18 protein-coding genes, 2 tRNA genes and 1 other RNA gene are annotated in these 18,717 nt (G+C 73.4%); 8 read left to right on the top strand and 13 right to left on the bottom strand.

The window, feature by feature from the left end:
• Positions 1 to 233: 233 nt before the first annotated feature.
• The 7 genes from ACF068_RS26580 to ACF068_RS26610 all read right to left on the bottom strand — a co-directional run bounded on the left by ACF068_RS26580 (position 234) and on the right by ACF068_RS26610 (position 3,482).
• The gene (locus tag ACF068_RS26580; protein ID WP_392276822.1) at positions 234 to 1,040 is read right to left on the bottom strand and encodes an RNA polymerase sigma factor SigF; all 807 of its coding nucleotides are present in this window, start codon (positions 1,038 to 1,040) and stop codon (positions 234 to 236) included.
• 227 nt (positions 1,041 to 1,267) lie between these two features.
• Positions 1,268 to 1,561: a Dabb family protein gene (locus ACF068_RS26585; RefSeq protein ID WP_392276823.1), complete on the bottom strand. Its 294-nt coding sequence runs from the start codon at positions 1,559 to 1,561 to the stop codon at positions 1,268 to 1,270.
• 8 nt (positions 1,562 to 1,569) lie between these two features.
• Positions 1,570 to 1,734, bottom strand: a complete 165-nt coding sequence (locus tag ACF068_RS26590; protein ID WP_167536386.1) for a hypothetical protein — start codon at positions 1,732 to 1,734, stop codon at positions 1,570 to 1,572.
• A 161-nt stretch (positions 1,735 to 1,895) separates the two neighbouring features.
• Positions 1,896 to 1,980, bottom strand: a tRNA-Ser gene (locus ACF068_RS26595).
• A 67-nt stretch (positions 1,981 to 2,047) separates the two neighbouring features.
• On the bottom strand, positions 2,048 to 2,476 hold the full coding sequence (gene tadA, locus ACF068_RS26600) for a tRNA adenosine(34) deaminase TadA (protein ID WP_392276824.1): 429 nt from the start codon (positions 2,474 to 2,476) through the stop codon (positions 2,048 to 2,050).
• Between the two features lie 65 nt (positions 2,477 to 2,541).
• Complete coding sequence (locus ACF068_RS26605; protein ID WP_392276825.1) at positions 2,542 to 3,072, bottom strand: hypothetical protein; 531 nt, start codon at positions 3,070 to 3,072, stop codon at positions 2,542 to 2,544.
• 206 nt (positions 3,073 to 3,278) lie between these two features.
• Entirely contained in the window at positions 3,279 to 3,482 is a 204-nt protein-coding gene (locus ACF068_RS26610; protein ID WP_392276885.1) for a hypothetical protein, read from the bottom strand.
• Positions 3,483 to 3,566: 84 nt separating this feature from the next.
• Between ACF068_RS26610 and upp the strand changes: the two genes are divergently transcribed.
• A complete protein-coding gene (upp, locus tag ACF068_RS26615; protein WP_392276826.1) occupies positions 3,567 to 4,202 on the top strand; it encodes a uracil phosphoribosyltransferase in 636 nt (211 codons plus the stop codon).
• 28 nt (positions 4,203 to 4,230) lie between these two features.
• On the opposite strand, the gene ACF068_RS26620 is transcribed toward upp, so the two are convergent.
• From ACF068_RS26620 to ACF068_RS26640, 5 genes are all read right to left on the bottom strand, one after another.
• Positions 4,231 to 4,860 (bottom strand): LytR C-terminal domain-containing protein, encoded by a 630-nt coding sequence (locus ACF068_RS26620; RefSeq protein WP_392276827.1) that lies wholly within the window; start codon positions 4,858 to 4,860, stop codon positions 4,231 to 4,233.
• Between the two features lie 108 nt (positions 4,861 to 4,968).
• Positions 4,969 to 5,265 (bottom strand): type II toxin-antitoxin system VapB family antitoxin, encoded by a 297-nt coding sequence (locus ACF068_RS26625; protein WP_003999914.1) that lies wholly within the window; start codon positions 5,263 to 5,265, stop codon positions 4,969 to 4,971.
• 165 nt (positions 5,266 to 5,430) lie between these two features.
• On the bottom strand, positions 5,431 to 6,999 hold the full coding sequence (locus tag ACF068_RS26630; protein WP_392276828.1) for a M28 family metallopeptidase: 1,569 nt from the start codon (positions 6,997 to 6,999) through the stop codon (positions 5,431 to 5,433).
• Between the two features lie 114 nt (positions 7,000 to 7,113).
• The gene (locus tag ACF068_RS26635) at positions 7,114 to 7,773 is read right to left on the bottom strand and encodes an HhH-GPD-type base excision DNA repair protein (RefSeq protein WP_392276829.1); all 660 of its coding nucleotides are present in this window, start codon (positions 7,771 to 7,773) and stop codon (positions 7,114 to 7,116) included.
• A gap of 128 nt (positions 7,774 to 7,901) precedes the next feature.
• Positions 7,902 to 8,327, bottom strand: a complete 426-nt coding sequence (locus ACF068_RS26640) for a YciI family protein (RefSeq protein WP_392276830.1) — start codon at positions 8,325 to 8,327, stop codon at positions 7,902 to 7,904.
• Positions 8,328 to 8,545: 218 nt separating this feature from the next.
• On the opposite strand from ACF068_RS26640, the gene ACF068_RS26645 reads away from it, so the two are divergent.
• Together ACF068_RS26645 and ACF068_RS26650 are read left to right on the top strand one after the other, a co-directional pair.
• Positions 8,546 to 9,886, top strand: coding sequence for an LPXTG cell wall anchor domain-containing protein (locus tag ACF068_RS26645; protein ID WP_392276831.1), 1,341 nt, complete (start codon positions 8,546 to 8,548; stop codon positions 9,884 to 9,886).
• Between the two features lie 241 nt (positions 9,887 to 10,127).
• Positions 10,128 to 10,829: a DUF4232 domain-containing protein gene (locus tag ACF068_RS26650; RefSeq protein ID WP_392276832.1), complete on the top strand. Its 702-nt coding sequence runs from the start codon at positions 10,128 to 10,130 to the stop codon at positions 10,827 to 10,829.
• Positions 10,830 to 11,019: 190 nt separating this feature from the next.
• Here ACF068_RS26650 and ACF068_RS26655 read toward each other — a convergent pair.
• Positions 11,020 to 11,107, bottom strand: a tRNA-Ser gene (locus tag ACF068_RS26655).
• A gap of 108 nt (positions 11,108 to 11,215) precedes the next feature.
• Here ACF068_RS26655 and ffs point away from each other — a divergent pair.
• From ffs to ACF068_RS26680, 5 genes are all read left to right on the top strand, one after another.
• Positions 11,216 to 11,314: signal recognition particle sRNA small type (gene ffs / locus ACF068_RS26660), an RNA gene on the top strand.
• Between the two features lie 61 nt (positions 11,315 to 11,375).
• Positions 11,376 to 13,634 carry a DNA polymerase III subunit gamma and tau gene (locus ACF068_RS26665; RefSeq protein WP_392276833.1) on the top strand — a complete coding sequence of 753 codons (2,259 nt, stop codon included), beginning with the start codon at positions 11,376 to 11,378 and terminating at the stop codon, positions 13,632 to 13,634.
• A gap of 61 nt (positions 13,635 to 13,695) precedes the next feature.
• A complete protein-coding gene (gene purD / locus ACF068_RS26670) occupies positions 13,696 to 14,946 on the top strand; it encodes a phosphoribosylamine--glycine ligase (RefSeq protein WP_392276834.1) in 1,251 nt (416 codons plus the stop codon).
• Between the two features lie 252 nt (positions 14,947 to 15,198).
• The gene (locus ACF068_RS26675) at positions 15,199 to 17,070 is read left to right on the top strand and encodes a hypothetical protein (RefSeq protein ID WP_392276886.1); all 1,872 of its coding nucleotides are present in this window, start codon (positions 15,199 to 15,201) and stop codon (positions 17,068 to 17,070) included.
• Positions 17,071 to 17,214: 144 nt separating this feature from the next.
• A complete protein-coding gene (locus ACF068_RS26680; protein ID WP_392276835.1) occupies positions 17,215 to 18,675 on the top strand; it encodes a N,N-dimethylformamidase beta subunit family domain-containing protein in 1,461 nt (486 codons plus the stop codon).
• Positions 18,676 to 18,717: the final 42 nt, after the last annotated feature.

Genomic DNA, 18,717 nt, shown 5'->3' on the forward strand with positions numbered 1-18,717 from the left:
CCACCCCCTTGAGGTCGCGGACGGTCGCGTGGGCCGCGACCATCGGAGGAACGCAGCCTCCACCTGAATACCGGAGCCGAGACTGCGGCAAACGCGGTTCCAGCAGAATGTCACATGTCGGCAACACGCTGTAGTGACTTGTCGACAAGAATGCGGCAAGTATGCGCTGGAAACAGGGGGTGTGGGGCCTTTTGGCCACCCGTTAAGGGGCTGAACGGGTCTACCTGATCAGGTTACGCGTCGATTCGATTTGCGGATCTGAGCCGGGCGAAACTGCGGGCCAGGAGTCTTGACACGTGCATCTGGGAGACGCCCAGCTCCTGGCTGATCTGGGACTGCGTCAGGTTGCTGTAGTAGCGCAGCATCAGGATCCGCTGCTCCCGCTCGGGGAGTTGGACGAGGAGGTGCCGCACCAGGTCCCGGTGCTCGACGCCGGCCAGTGCCGGGTCCTCGTAGCCGAGCCGGTCCAGCAGCCCCGGCATGCCGTCGCCCTCCTGGGCGGCCTCCAGGGACGTCGCGTGGTACGACCGGCCCGCCTCGATGCAGGAGAGCACCTCGTCCTCGGAGATCTTCAGCCGCTCGGCGATCTCGGCGGTCGTGGGCGACCGTCCGTGGGCCGTCGTCAGGTCCTCGGTCGCGCCGTTGACCTGCACCCACAGTTCGTGCAGCCGGCGCGGTACGTGGACGGTGCGGACGTTGTCGCGGAAGTACCGCTTGATCTCGCCGACCACGGTGGGCATCGCGAACGTCGGGAACTGCACGCCGCGGTCCGGGTCGAAGCGGTCGATCGCGTTGATCAGGCCGATCGTGCCGACCTGGACCACGTCCTCCATCGGCTCGTTGCGGGAGCGGAAGCGGGCGGCCGCGTACCGCACCAGGGGCAGGTTCGCCTCGATGAGGGCCCCGCGCACCCGGTTGTGCTCCGGGGTGCCCGGCTCCAGCGTTTTGAGCTGGCCGAACAGCACCTGGGTGAGGGCTCGGGTGTCGGCGGCCCGCCCCTGTGCCGCGGTGCGGGCCTCCGGCTCGTTCTGGGGCGGCACCTGTTGAGGCGTCGTACTGGCCGGCACGTTCACGCCACCCCTTCGCGGTCGATCTCGCGGTCAATTACGTCAACTCATCCGTCAAAAGCGGTCATAGCATCACAAGACATGTGCACTGTGTGCAAGCACCTGATAACGTCGTGTTGTCGGCGTACGGGTAGCGAAAAGCCCCGCACCGGCGGGGTGCGGGGCTCGCGTCAGGGACCGGCCGGAGGCGGCGGGCGGGGTCAGAACTCGTAGTCGGCGATCACCCATGTGGCGAACTCTCGCCACTGACCGGCGGCGGCCTGGTGGGCCGGGTGCTCGATGTACCGCTTCAGGGCGTCCTTGTCCGCGACCGCCGAGTTGATGGCGTAGTCGTAGGCGATGTCCCGGTCGGTGATGTTCCAGGCGCACTCCCAGAACTCCAGCTCCGGGACGATCCCGCCGAGCTCCTCGAACGCCCTCACGGCCGCGGTGACGCGCGGCTCGTCGCGCCGCACTCCGTCGTTGAGCTTGAAGAGGACCAGGTGGCGGATCACGGGGACTCCTAGTTGACGAGTTCGGTCATGAAGTCGCCGACGCCCTGCGCGGCGCTCGAAATGCCCTCGAACCCTACCTGCACCAGGTCGGCCGCCCGGGCGGGGGAGTTGATGATCGTGTACAGCACGAAGACGACGACCACGTACAGCGTGATCTTCTTGGCCTGCACCATCGCCCCGGCTCCCCGTCTCTCCCCTGTGATCCCCTCGGCGGTCGGGTGAGTCTAACCGAGCCTCCCAGGTCCAAGGCCCCGCCCGCCGGGGCCTCTTGCCGGCCGCGGGCGGCAACGCGAAGGGCCCCGACGCCGATGCGCCGGGGCCCTTCACACAAGAGCGGTAGCGGAGGGATTTGAACCCTCGGTGACTTGCGCCACACTCGCTTTCGAGGCGAGCTCCTTCGGCCGCTCGGACACGCTACCGAGAGAGAGCTTAGCCCAAAGGTGCCGCTTCACAGAAATCCATGGTCGACACGGATCCGCGGCCGCCTCAGCGGTCCCGGAAGAAGCGGGTGAGGAGCGCCGCGCACTCCTCCGCCAGCACCCCCTGCACCACCTCGGGCCGGTGGTTGAGCCGCCGGTCCCGTACGAGATCCCACAGCGAACCGACCGCTCCCGCCTTCTCGTCCAGGGCCCCGAACACCAGCCGGTCCACCCGGGACTGCACCAGGGCGCCCGCGCACATCACGCACGGCTCCAGCGTGACGACCAGCGTGCAGCCGGTCAGCCGCCACTCGCCGTACGCCGCGGCGGCCCGGCGCAGCGCCAGCACCTCGGCGTGCGCGGTCGGATCGCCCGTCACCTCGCGTTCGTTGTGGCCGGTGGCGAGGACCGTGCCGTCCGGGGACAGTACGACCGCGCCGACCGGTACGTCACCGGCCCGCGCGGCACGCCCGGCCTCCTCCAGCGCGCGCCCCATCGGCGCGCGCCAGGGGTCCCGGACGGGATCGGTCGTAGTGGGCGGGAACATCGGGGCCGGGCGCACTAGCGGACGGCCTCCAGCACCTCCGCGGCGCCCAGCGCGTCCGCGATCTCGGACAGGGCGTCGGTGTCGAGGCCCAGCAGTTCCTTCTCGGACAGGCCGAGGTCGGCCAGGATCAGCCGGTCGCCGACCGGCTCCGCGGGCACGGCCTCGGCCGCCACCGCCGATTCCTCCTCGTCGTCGTCCTCGACCGGCTCTCCGTCCTCGGTGCCGTCGAGGTCCAGCGCGTCCAGGTCGGGGCCGTCGTCGTCCTGGTCGTCGCCCAGCAGTTCCTTGGTGAGGATCTCCCCGTACGAGGAGCGGGCGGCGGCCGCTCCGTCGGACACGTAGATACGAGGGTCGTCCTCACCCTCCACGCGGACGATGCCGAACCATGCGTCCTCCTGCTCGATGAAGACGATCACCGTGTCGTCGTCCACCGAGGCATCACGGGCCAGCTCGGTCAGATCCGACAAGGTCTCCACATCGTCGAGCTCTGTGTCGCTCGCTTCCCACCCGTCTTCGGTGCGCGCGAGCAGTGCGGCGAAGTACACCGTGACTCTCCCACTGATCAGAGGTGTGACGATCGGGCGGCACGCTCCTTCGATGCCCCGCCCACTCGGCATCGTGGCAGATCCGGGGCCCTCAGGAGAGGTGTTCCGCTCTTGCGTCGTGCACCAGTCTGAGTCCGATGCCCGGTCCGTGTCACCAGCGAATCACCGGCGACCGCCCACGGAACGGGCCCGAGGTCCCGGGCGGATCACCAGCGGAACGTACGCATCCGCATCTGCTGGCGCATCCTCGCGGCCCGGGCCCGGCGCGGCTGGACGCGGTCGCGCAGCGCCTTGGCCTCGTTCAGTTCCCGCAGGAACTGGGCCCGGCGCCGCCGGCGCTCGGCGTCGGCCTCCTGACGGTCCGGCGCCCGGCCGTCCTGCTTCCGCTCCGGCTCTTGCGGGTCCGGCATCACGACCACCCCCAGGCTGGGTCCGTCCACCCCACCTTCCCTCCGCGGCGGGGGTTGATGCCAGTGCGGGCTACTGTTGAGGGCATGCGGATCCACGTCGTCGACCACCCGCTGGTGGCGCACAAACTCACCACGCTGCGCGACAGGCGCACCGACTCCCCGACCTTCCGGCGGCTCGCCGACGAGCTGGTCACCCTGCTCGCGTACGAGGCCACCCGGGACGTGCGCACCGAGCAGGTCGACATCGAGACCCCGGTGACCCGGACGACCGGTGTGAAGCTGACGAGCCCCAAGCCCCTGGTGGTGCCGATCCTGCGGGCCGGGCTGGGCATGCTCGACGGCATGGTGCGGCTGCTGCCGACCGCCGAGGTGGGCTTCCTGGGCATGATCCGCAACGAGGAGACGCTGGAGGCCTCCACGTACGCCACCCGTATGCCGGAGGACCTCTCCGGGCGCCAGGTGTACGTACTGGACCCGATGCTCGCCACGGGCGGCACGCTGGTCGCGGCGATCCAGGAGCTGATCAAGCGCGGCGCGGACGACGTCACGGCGGTCGTGCTGCTGGCGGCGCCCGAGGGCGTCGAGGTCATGGAGCGCGAGCTGGCGGGCACGCCGGTCACCGTCGTCACGGCCTCGGTCGACGAGCGCCTCAACGAGCACGGCTACATCGTCCCGGGCCTCGGCGACGCGGGCGACCGGATGTACGGGACGGCCGACTAGGACACGGCCTGCCGGGCGGCGGTACCGCTCAGCACTTTCCGGAGGGCGCGGGTGCGGGCCTGGCCAGGGCGGTCAGGGCCGCGGTCGCGTCCTTCGGCGGTGTGAGGGCCTTGAAGGCCGTGCCGATGACGAGGTCCACGTCCGCCGTCGCGCGGGTGTCCACCTTGACCGCGGCGCCCTTGAGCTGCGTACGGAGGACGGGGAAGGCGTTGTCGCGGGCGCCGGTGGCACCCAGCAGCATCCCGGGGCCCGGCACCTTCTTGTCGTACGCGGCGGGGGCGTTGCCCACCTTGCCGATGGCGAAGCCCCGCTTCCTCAGCTCGTCGGCGGTCGTCTTGGCCAGGCCCGCGCGGGGCGTCGCGTTGTAGACGTTGACCGTGATCTGCGCCGGTTTGAGCGGTACGTGGACCGGGGTGACGGCGTTCTTGCGGGGCTTGCAGCCGGGCCCGGCGGTGGTGCGGGCGCGGCCGTCGGCACCCCGTCCCCCGAAGACGTCGATGAGCTGCAGGGTTCCCCAGCCGGCCAGGCCGAGGGCGACCACTGCGGCGAGGGCCGCGACCACGATCCGGCGACGGCGTCGGGGGCGGCGCATGCGGGGGTAGGCATCACCCGTGATGCGGTATTTTCCGCCCATACCGGGGGGAGTGAGCATGCTCATGGGCGCAGCGTAATGCCGCCCGGGGACTATGCCTACTAAACGATCAGCCCATGGGGGCCGGACGGGTGGGAATGGGCCCGAAAGGCTGACAGCGCCGGGTGCGGCGGCTCAGTCCAGTTCGAGCACGCGGGCGTGCAGCACCTGGCGCTGCTGGAGGGCCGCGCGCACGGCGCGGTGCAGTCCGTCCTCGAGGTAGAGATCGCCCTGCCACTTCACGACGTGCGCGAAGAGGTCGCCGTAGAACGTCGAGTCCTCGGCGAGGAGCGTCTCCAGGTCCAGCTGGCCCTTGGTGGTCACGAGCTGATCGAGGCGGACCGGGCGCGGCGCGACATCCGCCCACTGCCGGGTGCTTTCCCGGCCGTGGTCGGGATACGGCCGCCCGTTACCGATGCGCTTGAAGATCACACGGAAAGCCTACCGGGCGAGCGGCTCCCGGCGCAGCCACGCGACGCCGGTGCGATGCGAATGAAATGTGAGCGAACCGGGACGGGCGGGGGCCGGGAGGCGGGAAGGGCGAACGCCGGAGCGGCGCGCCGCGGACGTGACCCGTGGCGCGCCGCCCGGAAGGTGTTACTCGGTCACGTCGTGATCGTGACCGTCGTGCAGGCCGCCGCCGCTGCCCGCGTCGCCGTCCGTGGGGACGGTGACGACCGGCTTGCGCAGCGAGCTGAGGTCGTGGGCGTAGGTGCCCACGGCGTTGGCGATGACGTCGACGTTGACGTCGAACGCCGTCATGTCGATGTTCTTCAGGTCGTCGCACTTGGCGTGGTAGCACGCGTCGTACGCGACGCCCGCCGTGCCGCCGAACTTCTCGGCCTGCCTGGCCGTCTTCAGGCCCTCGGCGCCGGTGAAGGTGCCGCCGGACGGGATGCCGACCTCGATGAACGGGCCGTAGTCGGAGCGCCCGGTGAAGTCGGTGCCCTCGTGCGGCCGGCCCTGCTTGTCCATGAACGCGTTGATGTCACGCTCGATCTGCGCGGACCCGGCCGGGCCGGCGGGCGAGCCGACGCCGTCGGAGTTGTCCCCGTCGTACACGAACAAGCCGTAGTTCGGCGAGGCGATCATGTCGAAGTTCAGGTAGAGCTTGATCTCCTTGCGGTCCAGGTCGCTGAGGTTCGCGACGTAGTGCTCGGAGCCGAGCAGGCCGTTCTCCTCGGCGGACCACCAGGCGAAGCGCACCTTGTTGGCGGGCTTCTCCTTGGACTTGGCGAGCTCCAGGGCGACCTCGAGCAGACCGGCCGAGCCGGAGCCGTTGTCGTTGATGCCGGGGCCGGCGGTCACCGAGTCGAGGTGTGAGCCGAGCATCACGGTGTTGGCGGCATTGCCGCGGGCGGTCTCCGCGATGACGTTGTTGGTGGACCGCTTCTCCTGGAGCTGGCGGATCTCGAAGCTGACCTCGACCGGGCCCTTGGCCAGGTCGGCGGCGAGCTTCTCGCCGTCGGCCTGGGAGACACCGCCGGTCGGGATCTTGCCGGCGGCCGGGTCGCCCAGGGTGCCGCCGAGCGCGCCCGGGACGTTGTTGTAGATGATGGCGCCGGTCGCGCCCGCCGCGGCGGCCTGGGCCTGCTTGTCGGCGAAGGTGCAGCCGCCGCGCTTGATCAGGGCGATCTTGCCGGTGAAGGTGCCGGACGCGTAGTCGGCGGCCTCGCAGCCGGGCGTCGTGTCCTCCGCGGGGGCCGGGACGGCGGCGAGGCCTGCCTTGATGCCGCCGACGGGGGTCGACTTGGTGTACGTCATCGCCCCGATGGTGATGTCACGCGGCGCCGGTGAGACGACCGAGAGCTTCTCCGCCTGGGTCTGGGTGTAGATGAAGTCGAACTTCTGGTACGAGACCTGGTAACCGGCCTTTTTGAGCTGCTGGTACACGTACGCCGCCGAGGCGTCGTGTCCGAGCGAGCCGGCCGCCCGGTGGCCGCCGGCGGAGTCGGCTATCTGCTGGAACTTCTCCAGGTGCTTGTAGGCGTCCTTGGCGGACGCCTCCCGGACCAGCTTCTTGGAAAGTTTCGCGGCGTCCTTGGCCGTCGCCTTACCGGGGTCGTGCCGGTCGGCGGAGGCGGGGGACGCGGAAGCCAGCAGGAGCGGGGTCGCGAGTGCGGCTGCGGCCAGGGTGGCCGCGGCTCTGCGATGGGATGCGTTCACAGAGGTCCTTCCCGGTGCGAACGAGGTTGAAGGGAAGCTAGCGATCTCCCAGGCTCCTGTGAACAGATGTGCCTCAACTCACGTGATTTTCCGTACGTTTGGCCACGGAACGTGTCACTCCGCCGCCGAAGGTCCCGTGTTCCGGGCCGATTTGGCTCCCTTGGTGCCACCGGTGTCCGTCGAGGCCCCGGCCTTCCCGGCGGCCTTGGCGGCGCGCTTGGCCTCCTGCTTGTACGCGCGGACCCGGGCGAGCGACTCCGGCCCGGTGATGTCGGCGGCCGAGCGGTACGCGCCCTCCTCGCCGTACGCGCCCGCCGCCTCCCGCCAGCCCTCCGGCCGCACGCCGTACTGCTTGCCCAGCAGGGCCAGGAAGATCTGCGCCTTCTGCTTGCCGAACCCGGGCAGCGCGAGGAGCCGGGCGAGCAGCTCCCCACCGGTGGCGGCGTCCGACCAGACGGCGCTCGCGTCACCGCCGTACTCGTCCACGAGGTACTGGCAGAGCTGCTGCACCCGCTTGGCCATCGAGCCCGGGTAGCGGTGCACGGCGGGCTTCTCGGACAGCAGGGCGGCGAAGGCCTCGGGGTCCCGCGCCGCGATCGCGTGTGCGTCCAGGTCGTCGGAGCCCATGCGCCGGGCGATCGTGTACGGGCCGGAGAACGCCCACTCCATGGGGACCTGCTGGTCCAGCAGCATCCCCACGAGTGCGGCGAGCGGACTGCGGCCCAGCAGTTCGTCGGCCTCGGGTTGCTGGGCGAGGTGGATCGTGGTCGTCATGTGTCGATGATCGCGCCGGTGGGGGCGGGCCGCACGACGGGCACCGGGGCGGGGCGGCTCCCGTCGGCCGCGCACGGCCGGGTGCCCGGGACGGGGGGCGGTGCCGCCGCCGCCCCGCCGGGTCCGCCTCACCCGGCGAGCAGTTCCTCCTCCCCGCCCTCCATGACCGGGCGGATGACGACCGGGTGGTCGGGGGCGCCGGCCGGCTGCGGGGACCGGGCGATGCGGGTGGCGATCTCGGTGACCCGCTCCAGGCTCGCGCAGTCGAGCACCCAGTACCCGGCCATCAGCACGTCGGCCGGCCCGTACGGGTCGTCCGTGATCACCGGCCGGCCGTCCTCGTCCAGGCCGACCAGCCGGGTCAGGCGCGGTGCGGCGAGGCCCTGGGCGTCGAGGAGCTCACCGGTCCGGGCGAGCTCGTCGTTCAGGCCCTGCATGAAGGCGAACATCGCCCGGATGTCCTCCTCGCTCCAGGCCGGGCCGCCGGCGGAGGCCCCGCCGCCCATCGCGTCGTAGTCGGCCTGGGTGCCCTGCACCATCACCAGGTACTTCATGCTGCGGCTCCTCGTCCTCGGGGCTCGGCCCCCTCACCTCTGACGGTCATGAGCCTCACAAGAACCCGCGCGGAGCGCCGGGCGAGTGCGCCCGTTGGCGGTGTCCGTCGCCCTCCCGGCAGCGGGGGCACGGCCGTTCGGGCGAAATCGCTCCTCCGTCCACCGCCCCGGTCATACGATCATCGTCGGCTTCCCGACCTTCCGACCAAAGGGCTCCTGTGAAGATCCGCCGTATCCTCGCGACGGCCGCCGTCGCCGCCGTGACCGCCCCCGCCGCACTGCTCTGCGCCCCGCCCGCGTTCGCGGAGACGGCTCCGGCGGCGCCGCCGGCCCAGGAACCGCCCCTCGGCCGGCCGGTCGCGGACAAGGCCGCCGGGGCCGCCACGGCCGACCGGGGCGCCGCAGCGGTCAAGGCCGCCAAGGCCGCCACGCCCTCCCTCGCGGAGCTGGAGAAGGCGGCCGCCGCGGCACAGAAGGCGTACGACGCCGCCGTCGCCGCCGAGGAGGCCGCCGCCCGGGCGCTCGCCGACGCGCTGTCGGAGACCGCTCCGCTCGCCTTGGCCGCCGACAAGGCGGCCGAGGAGGCCGCCACGGCCGCCACCGACCAGCGGGCCGCCGACGCGGAACTGGCCGCGGCCCGGGCCGCCCTCGCCGCGCTGCCGGAGACCGCCACGCAGGCGGAAAGGGCCCGGGCGGAGAAGGACGTCGCCGACGCGGTCACCGCCGCCGAGGCCGCCGCCACCGCCCGGGACGCCGCCGACGCCGCGGCGCGGAAGGCAGGCAAGGACCGGGACGACGCCCGGGTGGCCGCCGCCCGGCGCGTCCACCTGGCGCGGGAGGAGAAGGCGAAGGCCCTCACCGCCAAGGAGGCCGCCGACAAGGCGCTCGCCGACGCCAGGAAGGAGGCCGAGGCGGGCGCCTGCGTCCCCGAGGACCGGCTCACGGTCACCGCCACCGGACTCCCCGCGAAGGTCACCGCCGGGACGACGGTCGACTTCACCGTCCGCGTCACCAACGGCACCGGCCGGACCCTGGACGAGGTCTGGCCGTACGTGGAGGTCGAGGCCGCAGACGACCTGCTCGACGTCGAGTGGTCCACGGCCGGCTCCCCGGACTGGCAGGACGTGGACGCCGACCACTACGCGGGCGCGGTCGAGACGCTGGCGGCCGGCGCCCACGCCGACGTCCGACTGCGCATGAAGGTCGGCGCCAAGACCCCGGCCGGCGCCGGAGTCGCCTCCATCGCCGCGGACTACCTCAACGACGACCGGTCGTGCGGCGGGACGCCCGAGTACCACGAGTACCCCTTCGACGTCGTCGCCGCGGCCCCCCGGCCCGGCGCCACCGCCACCCCGGCGGTCACCCCCGCCCCGCGGGCGCAGGGTGCGGTCTCCACGGTGCCCGTCACCACGGGAACCGTCACCACCGCCGGCACCCTCGCCGCCACCGGCTCCTCCTCCGCCATGCCGGAGGTCGCCCTCGCCGGCGCGGCCGCCGTGCTCCTGGGCGGCGGCGCGGTACTGGCCGTACGCCGCCGCGCGACCGACGCGGTCGACTGACCACCCGCCCGCGGGCCGCACCGGACCCACCGGTTCCGGCCCGTCGGGCCCCGTCCCCGGCGACCGCTGATGCGGTCCGGCCCTCTGAGCCGGCGCCGGAGCGGTTCCACCACCCCGTCCCGGATGTGTCACCGCAGTGTCACGACGGCGGGGTCCGGGCAACCGCCGCGCGGTTCCGCCTGTGTACCTGGGGGAGTGCGGGCGCTGGACCGGCACGGTAACCACATCCTTGGGGGGCTTCATGCGGTACAGGAACGGCATCGGCAGAGGGGCGGCGGCGTTGGCCCTCGTCTCGGCGGCCACCCTGCTGGCGGCGGCATGCCAGCCGGCCGGCGAGGAGACGGTTTCCGCCACGCCGTCCGTGACCGGGAAGCCCTCGGGTGCGCCCGGCCCCGCCGCCTCCGAGGGCGGCGGGACGAGCGTGCCGCCGGCCGACCCTGCGGGAGGTTCCTCGTCCGGGGGCTCCGGCGGCAGCGATGCCGGTTCCGGTGGTGCGGCCCCCACCTGTGCCGACAAGGACCTCAAGGGGGAGACGCAGCAGGCGTCGACCTACCCGCCCGGCACGGGGACGGGAGCCGTGGTGGTCGGGTTCACCAACACCTCCGGCCGTCCCTGCACCGTCCAGGGATTCCCCACGGTGGCCGCAGCGGGAATGACGCGGCCGGACATGAACCGGCCGCTGGCGGTGACGCGAACTGGCTCCGCCTCGACGGTGCGTCTGGCACCCGGTGGCAAGGCATGGGTGAAGCTCACCTTCGTCCAGGTCCAGGGCGAGGCCGACGGCTACTGCGAGTCCGGCGCCGAGCCGGCCTCCTACCCCTCGTTGATCGTCGGCCTGCCCGGATCGGGCAAGCACCAGGTCCAGATGGACGACGCCCGGGCGATCGTGATGTGCGACGACAAGGCGACCGTCACCTCGGTGTCCGAGTCCAAGCCGTCCTGAGTCAGGCCGTTCGTCCCGGTGGGCCGGCGGCACGTCGCCGGCCCGGCGCTCTCGGCGCGCACGGCGCCCCGCGATACGCAGCCCCCGGGACGACCGCTGTGGACGAAGACCCGGACAACGAGGCCTGAGACACGTCGAAGGGCCCCACCGCGAACGGTGGGGCCCTTCGACATCGTGCCCGGTGAGGCACTGGCGGAGGATACGAGATTCGAACTCGTGAGGGGTTGCCCCCAACACGCTTTCCAAGCGTGCGCCCTAGGCCTCTAGGCGAATCCTCCGCCGCAAACAATACAAGACGTTGAGGAGTGCTCGCGAACCCTCTTCCCCGGCCGCCTCCCGAGGTGACCCGGGGTGCCCCCGGGCCGTCGTGGATCAGGTAGTCTGGGCGCAGCCCCTCACGTGGCGCTATCTGACTGAACTCCCCCAGGGCCGGAAGGCAGCAAGGGTAGGTCGGCTCTGGCGGGTGCGTGGGGGGCGCTTGCGTTGCCGGGGGAGCGGTCCGGTGGGCCGGGTCGATTGTCGGTGGGGCCCGATATCGTCGTAAGGGTGTCGTCCCTTGCGCTGTACCGCCGCTATCGTCCCGAGTCCTTCGCCGAGGTCATCGGGCAGGAGCATGTCACCGACCCGTTGCAGCAGGCCCTGCGGAACAACCGGGTCAATCACGCGTACCTGTTCAGCGGGCCGCGCGGATGCGGCAAGACGACCAGCGCGCGCATCCTCGCCCGCTGTCTGAACTGTGAGCAAGGTCCCACGCCGACGCCCTGCGGCGAGTGCCAGTCCTGCCAGGACCTGGCCAGGAACGGGCCGGGGTCGATCGACGTCATCGAGATCGACGCCGCATCGCACGGAGGCGTGGACGACGCCCGTGACCTGCGGGAGAAGGCCTTCTTCGGCCCGGCGAGCAGCCGGTACAAGATCTACATCATCGACGAGGCCCACATGGTCACCTCGGCGGGCTTCAACGCCCTGCTGAAGGTGGTCGAGGAGCCGCCGGAGCACCTGAAGTTCATCTTCGCCACGACCGAGCCCGAGAAGGTCATCGGGACCATCCGGTCGCGCACGCACCACTACCCGTTCCGGCTGGTGCCGCCCGGCACGCTGCGGGAGTACCTGGGCGAGGTGTGCGGCAAGGAGCGGATCCCCGTCGAGGACGGGGTGCTGCCGCTGGTCGTGCGCGCCGGCGCGGGCTCGGTGCGTGACTCGATGTCCGTCATGGACCAGTTGCTGGCCGGTGCCGCCGAGGACGGTGTGACGTACGCCATGGCGACGGCCCTCCTCGGTTACACGGACGGCTCGCTGCTCGACTCGGTGGTGGACGCCTTCGCCGCCGGGGACGGGGCCGCCGCGTTCGAGGTCGTCGACCGGGTCGTCGAGGGCGGTAACGACCCGCGGCGGTTCGTGGCCGACCTGCTGGAGCGGCTGCGCGACCTGGTGATCCTGGCCGCGGTGCCGGACGCCGCGGAGAAGGGCCTCATCGACGCTCCCGCCGACGTGGTCGAGCGGATGGCGGCCCAGGCGTCCGTCTTCGGCGCCGCCGAGCTCAGCCGGGCGGCCGACATCGTGAACACCGGGCTCACCGAGATGCGCGGTGCCACCTCGCCGCGGCTCCAGCTTGAGCTGATCTGCGCGCGGGTGCTGCTGCCCGCCGCCTTCACCGACGAGCGGTCGCTGCTGGCCCGGCTGGACCGGCTGGAGCGCGGCTCGGCGGTCCGTGGCGCCGCCTTCCAGGCGACGGGCCCCGGCCCCGCCATGGGGTACGTCCCCGGGCCCGAGGCCCACGACCAGGTGGCGCCGGCCGTCCCGGGCGGGGGACCCGCGGCGGCCCGTGCGGCGGTACGGGGACCGGGCGAGGCCCCGGCTCCGGGACCCGTGCCCGCGCCCGCCACCCCGCCCGTGACCGGCGCGCCGGCCGCCGCGGCGCCGCCCGCACTCGCGCCCGAAGCCCCCGCGCCGGCTCCCGCGGCCGGGCCGGAGCCGGGCCCCGCGCCCGCCGCCCCGCCCGCCGCGTCCCGGCCCGGGGCCTGGCCCTCCGCCGCCGCGCCCGGGTCCCAGGAGTCCGGCGGCCGGCCGGGCGCCTGGCCCACCGCGTCCGCCACCCCCGCCGCCCGGCCCGAGCCTCCGGCGCCCGCGCCCGGCCCCGCGGCGGCCGCGCCGGCGCCCGCCGCCCCGCCTGCAGGCGGTCCCGGGATGGCGCAGGGCGCCGCCCAGGTGCGGAACATGTGGCCGGACATCCTGGAGGCGGTCAAGAACCGCCGCCGCTTCACCTGGATCCTGCTCAGCCAGAACGCCCAGGTGGCCGGCTTCGACGGCACCACCCTCCAGCTCGGCTTCCTCAACGCCGGGGCCCGCGACAACTTCGCGAGCAGCGGCAGCGAGGACGTCCTCAAGCAGGCGCTCGCCGAGCAGTTCAACGTCCAGTGGAAGATCGAGGCCATCGTCGACCCGTCGGGCGGCTCCGCGCCCCCGCCCGCCCCGGGCGGCGGAAGCGGCGGATACGGCGGCGGTGGGTACGGCGGTGGCGGCGGCTACGGCGGCCGCCCCCAGGCGCCCGCGCCCGCGCCGCAGGCCGCCCCCGGGCCCGTACCGCGGGCGCCGGAGGCCTCGGCGCCCCGGCCCCCCGCCCAGGCCCCCGGCGGGAGCGCGCCGGAACCCCCGCGGACCCCGCCCGCCCGCCCGCCGGTCAGACCCGAGGACGACATGCCGGAGGACGACGACCCCGACCTCGTCGACTCGGCGCTCTCCGGCCACGAGCTGATCGTGCGCGAGCTCGGGGCGACGGTGGTGGAGGAATATACGAACGAGTAGCGGGGCCCTCCTCGGTGGCCCGCACAAAAACCGCGCCGCCCCGCGGGCTACCCTGGCTGGCGTGAAGGTCCTCGTCATCGGCGGCGGCGCCCGCGAACACGCCCTGTGCCGCTCTCTCTCCCTCGATCCCGACGTCACCGCTCTGCACTGCGCGCCCGGCAACGCCGGAATCGCGGAGGTCGCCGAGCTGCACCCGGTCGACGCCCTCGACGGGGCGGCCGTGGCCCGCCTCGCCACCGACCTGGAGGCCGGCCTCGTGGTGGTCGGCCCGGAGGCCCCGCTCGTCGCGGGTGTCGCCGACGCCGTACGGGCCGCCGGCATCCCGTGCTTCGGCCCCTCGAAGGAGGCCGCGCGGCTGGAGGGCTCCAAGGCGTTCGCCAAGGACGTGATGGCCGCCGCCGGCGTCCCCACCGCCCGCTCGTACGTCTGCACCACCCACGAGGAGATCGACGGGGCGCTCGACGCCTTCGGTGCCCCGTACGTGGTCAAGGACGACGGCCTCGCGGCCGGCAAGGGCGTCGTCGTCACCGAGGACGTCGAGCAGGCCCGCGCCCACGCGCGCTCCTGCGACCGGGTGGTCATCGAGGAGTACCTGGACGGCCCCGAGGTCTCCCTCTTCGCGATCACCGACGGCACCACCGTGCTGCCGCTCACCCCCGCCCAGGACTTCAAGCGCGCCCTCGACGGCGACGAGGGCCCCAACACCGGCGGCATGGGCGCCTACTCGCCCCTCCCCTGGGCCGACCCCAAGCTGGTCGACGAGGTCATGGCGAGCGTCCTCCAGCCGACCGTGGACGAGCTGCGCCGCCGCGGCACGCCCTTCCAGGGCCTGCTGTACGCGGGCCTCGCGATCACCTCGCGCGGCGTGCGGGTCATCGAGTTCAACGCCCGCTTCGGCGACCCCGAGACCCAGGTGGTCCTCGCCCGCCTCCGGACGCCGCTCGCCCGGGTGCTGCTGCACGCCGCCAACGGCACCCTCGACAGCGAGCCGCCGCTGACCTGGCGCGACGAGGCCGCCGTCACCGTGGTCGTCGCCTCGCACAACTACCCCGGCACGCCCCGCACCGGTGACCCGATCGAGGGCCTGGACGAGGTCGCCGCCGAGGACGCCCCGCACGCGTACGTCCTGCACGCCGGGACCCGGCGGGACGGCGACGCGATCGTCAGCGCCGGTGGCCGCGTGCTGTCGGTCACCGCGACCGGCAAGGACCTCGCGGAGGCCCGCGAGCGGGCGTACGCGGCGGTCGGACGCATCCGGCTCGACGGCTCGCAGCACCGGACGGACATCGCGCGCAAGGCGGCGGGGGAGTGAACCGCCCCGGACGCTGAACCGTCTGCACCTTTGCCCAAAGCCATTCCATCGAGTGACGGCTGGCCCATCCGGATGACGCCTGCCGGTGCCCCAACTAGGGTGCCGCGCAAGCGTTCCGGCACTTGGCCCACCGGCATTGCGATGTCAGTGGCGGGTGCCACAGTGGGGGAGTGACCAACACCGCGAGGCAGTCCGCCGCAGGGCAGAAGGGGGTGACGTACGGCCGTGTCCGATTCCGGTGCTCGTTTCGGGATGGGTGAGGAGCTCGGCGCCCGGGCCGCGCGCGTCCGCGCCCTGGCGGTGCTGCGGATCCGCAGCCGGGCGCTCGCCGTGGCGCTGCTGCCCGCGGCCCTCGCCGTCGTGCTGCTGGCCGGCGGTGCCACGGGCCGTATGACCGGCGCCGGCTGGGACGCCGCGCGCTGGGCGGTGTCGGTGCTCGCCGTGCTCGTGCTGGTGGCCGCGGTGGCGGTCGGCGCCCTGATCGCGCGGGCCAGACCGGCACTCACGCCGACGGTGGAGATCCCCCGCGAGTCGGCCCCCGACCTGTACCGGCTGGTGCAGGACCTGGCCGGGCGGCTGGACGTGCCGGCGCCGTCCGGGATAGCGCTCACCCCGGACTGCGACAGCTGGCTGGAGGACCGCACCCACCCGGCGCACGGCCGGGCGGGCATACCGGGCGTCCACCGTTCCGGCACCCCTCCCGTCCTGGTCATAGGGTCGCCGTTCCTGTGGTGGATGCGGGTCGCCGAGCTGCGGGCGGTGCTGGCCCCCGTCGTGGCCGGCACCGGGCCGTCCGCCCACCCCGACATAGCGGCGGCCCGCCGCTTCGTCCGGGGCCTGGACGCGGCGGTCGCGGTGGCGGACCGGCCGGGGCTCGATCCGGTACGGCGCCTGGGCGCCCGCTGCACCGGCGGGGTGGTGCGGGTGCTGCTGCGCGGCTGCCGGGTGCACGCCGCCGAGATGGAGCGGGGCGTGGCGGCGGCCGCCTCGGAGCGCGCGCAGGCGGTGGACTACGGCCTGCGGATCGCCGCCCAGGAGCAGGTCGGCCTGGCGTACGCGGGCTGGGACCGGCTGCTGACCCGGGTGGCGCTGCCCGCCTGGCGCATGGGCCGGTGGCCCTCCCGGCTGGACGCGGGCGTCGTCTCGGCCCTGACCGAGCTGTCGCGGCGCGACCGGCTGGCGGAGGGATTCGCCTCCCGGCTGGGCGAGCGCCCGGCCTGTGACCTGCTGGAGGAGCCGGGCCTGGTGGACGAGGCCACCTCGCTGCTCGCCGCCCGCCTCTTCCACGGCGGGCCCCCGCAGGCGGGCCCGGACTGGGCCCCGGTGGACTGGCAGCAGTATCCGGACGAGGTCGTCGACCGCAAGTGGCGTACGGAGGCGGCCCGTCTGCACCGGGTCCTCGACCGTCTAGGGGTCGACCGGGACGCGGAGGCGACGCTGACCCGGGTGATGGACCACCTCGCCGCGGGCCCGGCCGGCGAGACGCTCGCCGCCGCGATCACCGCCGAGATGTCCCGCGAGGCCGTCACCGGACCCGCCACCCCGAGCACCGCCCCGGCCCCCGGCGCCGTGACCGCCGGCCCCGCACCCACGGACGCCGCCCCGGCCGCCGAAGCCCCGCCCACCCCCGGCACCGAAGCCGCCGACACCCCCCACGCCCCGGCCCCCGACGCCCCGGCCGCCGACACCCCCCACGCCCCGGCCCCCGACGCCCCGGAGCCCGCCACGGACGCCCCGGAGCCCGCCCCCCACGGCCCGGACGCCCCGGACGATCCGGACGGCCCCGCGCCGGCCCCGATCTCCGTCCCCGGCGACCTGGACCACGCCGCGTGGGGCCCGGGCGGGGACGAGCTGCCGCTGTTCCCGTTGCAGCCGCCCCGCAGCGGGCGTGAGCTGCTGGCCGACCACGTCACGGCCATGGTGTGCTGCTCCGCCGTGGACACCGCCGGTGCCGCACCCGGCCTGGACTGGCTCGACGGACCGACGCTCCTCGTCGGCGGCAAGCGCCATCCCGACCTCTCCGCCCGGGTCCTGAGCCTCATAGAGGAGGCCGATCCGGAGCCGCTGCGTTCCTGGCTGGCGACCGTCGGGGTCCGCCCCGAGAAGCCCGTCCGTCTCGTCTGACCGCCGGACGACCGGCGCACCCGAAGCGGAATGCCACCCTCCGTTCTTGCCGATTAACGACGAACGGTGACGGAGTGCGTGCGGTATGTGATGTGCTGGAGACCGGCACTGACAGTCGCGGGGGAGTCGAGGGAGGGGCGCAGCATGGGGGCGGAACAGACGCGGCGGTGGGAATCGGGAGCCCTCGCCCATGCCGTGACGGACCCGTTCGGCCAGGGGCCGCTGCCCTGGCTCCGCGGCAGCGAGCAGTACTTCGGCGACACCGGGCAGGTGGTCCCCTGGTACGTGGATCCCGGCCTCGCCCGCGGCGGTCACGGCGGCCCGCGCTCGGCCGACGACGTACGCCGCCAGATCAAGGGCTTCTCCTCCGCCGGCGCGGTCGCCCCCGGGGAGGCGATCGATTTCCACATCACCGTGGACCCACCCCAGCAGTTCTCGGTCGACGTCTACCGGATCGGTCACTACGCGGGGGACGGCGCCGCCAAGATCACCACCAGCCCCCGTCTCTCCGGGATCGTCCAGCCGCCCCCGCTCACCGCCGACCGGACCGTCTCCTGCCACCACTGGTGGCTCTCCTGGCGGCTCCAGGTGCCGTCGTACTGGTCGATCGGGGCGTACGTGGCGGTCCTCACCACCGCCGACGGCTACCGCTCCCACATCCCCTTCACCGTCCGCGACAGCCACCCCGCCGACCTGCTCCTGCTCCTCCCCGACGTCACCTGGCAGGCCTACAACCTCTATCCGGAGGACGGGCACACCGGCGCCAGCCTCTACCACGCCTGGGACGAGGACGGCCGGCTGCTCGGCGAGGAGGGCGCCGCCACCACGGTCTCCTTCGACCGTCCGTACGCGGGCGCCGGCCTCCCGCTGCACGTGGGCCACGCCTACGACTTCATCCGCTGGGCCGAGCGGTACGGCTACGACCTGGCGTACGCCGACGCCCGTGACCTCCACGCCGGCCGCATCGACCCGACGAAGTACCGGGGCCTGGTCTTCCCCGGCCACGACGAGTACTGGTCGGTCCCGATGCGGCGCACGGTGGAGCAGGCCCGGGACCAGGGCACCTCGCTGGTGTTCCTGTCCGCCAACACCATGTACTGGCAGGTCGAGCTGTCGCCGTCCCCCTCCGGCGTCCCCGACCGCCTCCTCACCTGCCGAAAACGACGCGGGCCGGGCAAGCCCGCCCTGTGGCGCGAGGTCGACCGGCCCGAGCAGCAGCTCCTCGGCATCCAGTACGCGGGCCGGGTGCCCGAACCGCACCCGATGGTCGTCCGCAACGCCGAGCACTGGCTCTGGGACGCCACCGGCGCCGGTGAGGGCGACGAACTGCCCGGCCTGGTCGCGGGCGAGGCCGACCGGTACTTCCCGCGCACCGCCCTTCCCGAGCACCGGCGCCGCATCCTGCTGGCCCACTCGCCCTACCGGGACGGCGACGGCAACGTACGCCATCAGGAGACGTCCCTCTACCGGGCCCCCTCGGGCGCCCTGGTCTTCGCCTCCGGCACCTTCGCCTGGTCACCCGCCCTGGACCGGCCGGGTCATGTCGACCTCCGTATCCAGCGCGCCACGGCCAACCTCCTGGACCGCATCTGCAAACGGGACTAGAACGCAACCGGGAGTCCGGTCCCGTCCCGGGCGAAGATCCTT

Source organism: Streptomyces sp. NPDC016309 (genome assembly GCF_043077235.1).
In the GTDB taxonomy this organism is placed as follows: Bacteria; Actinomycetota; Actinomycetes; order Streptomycetales; family Streptomycetaceae; genus Streptomyces.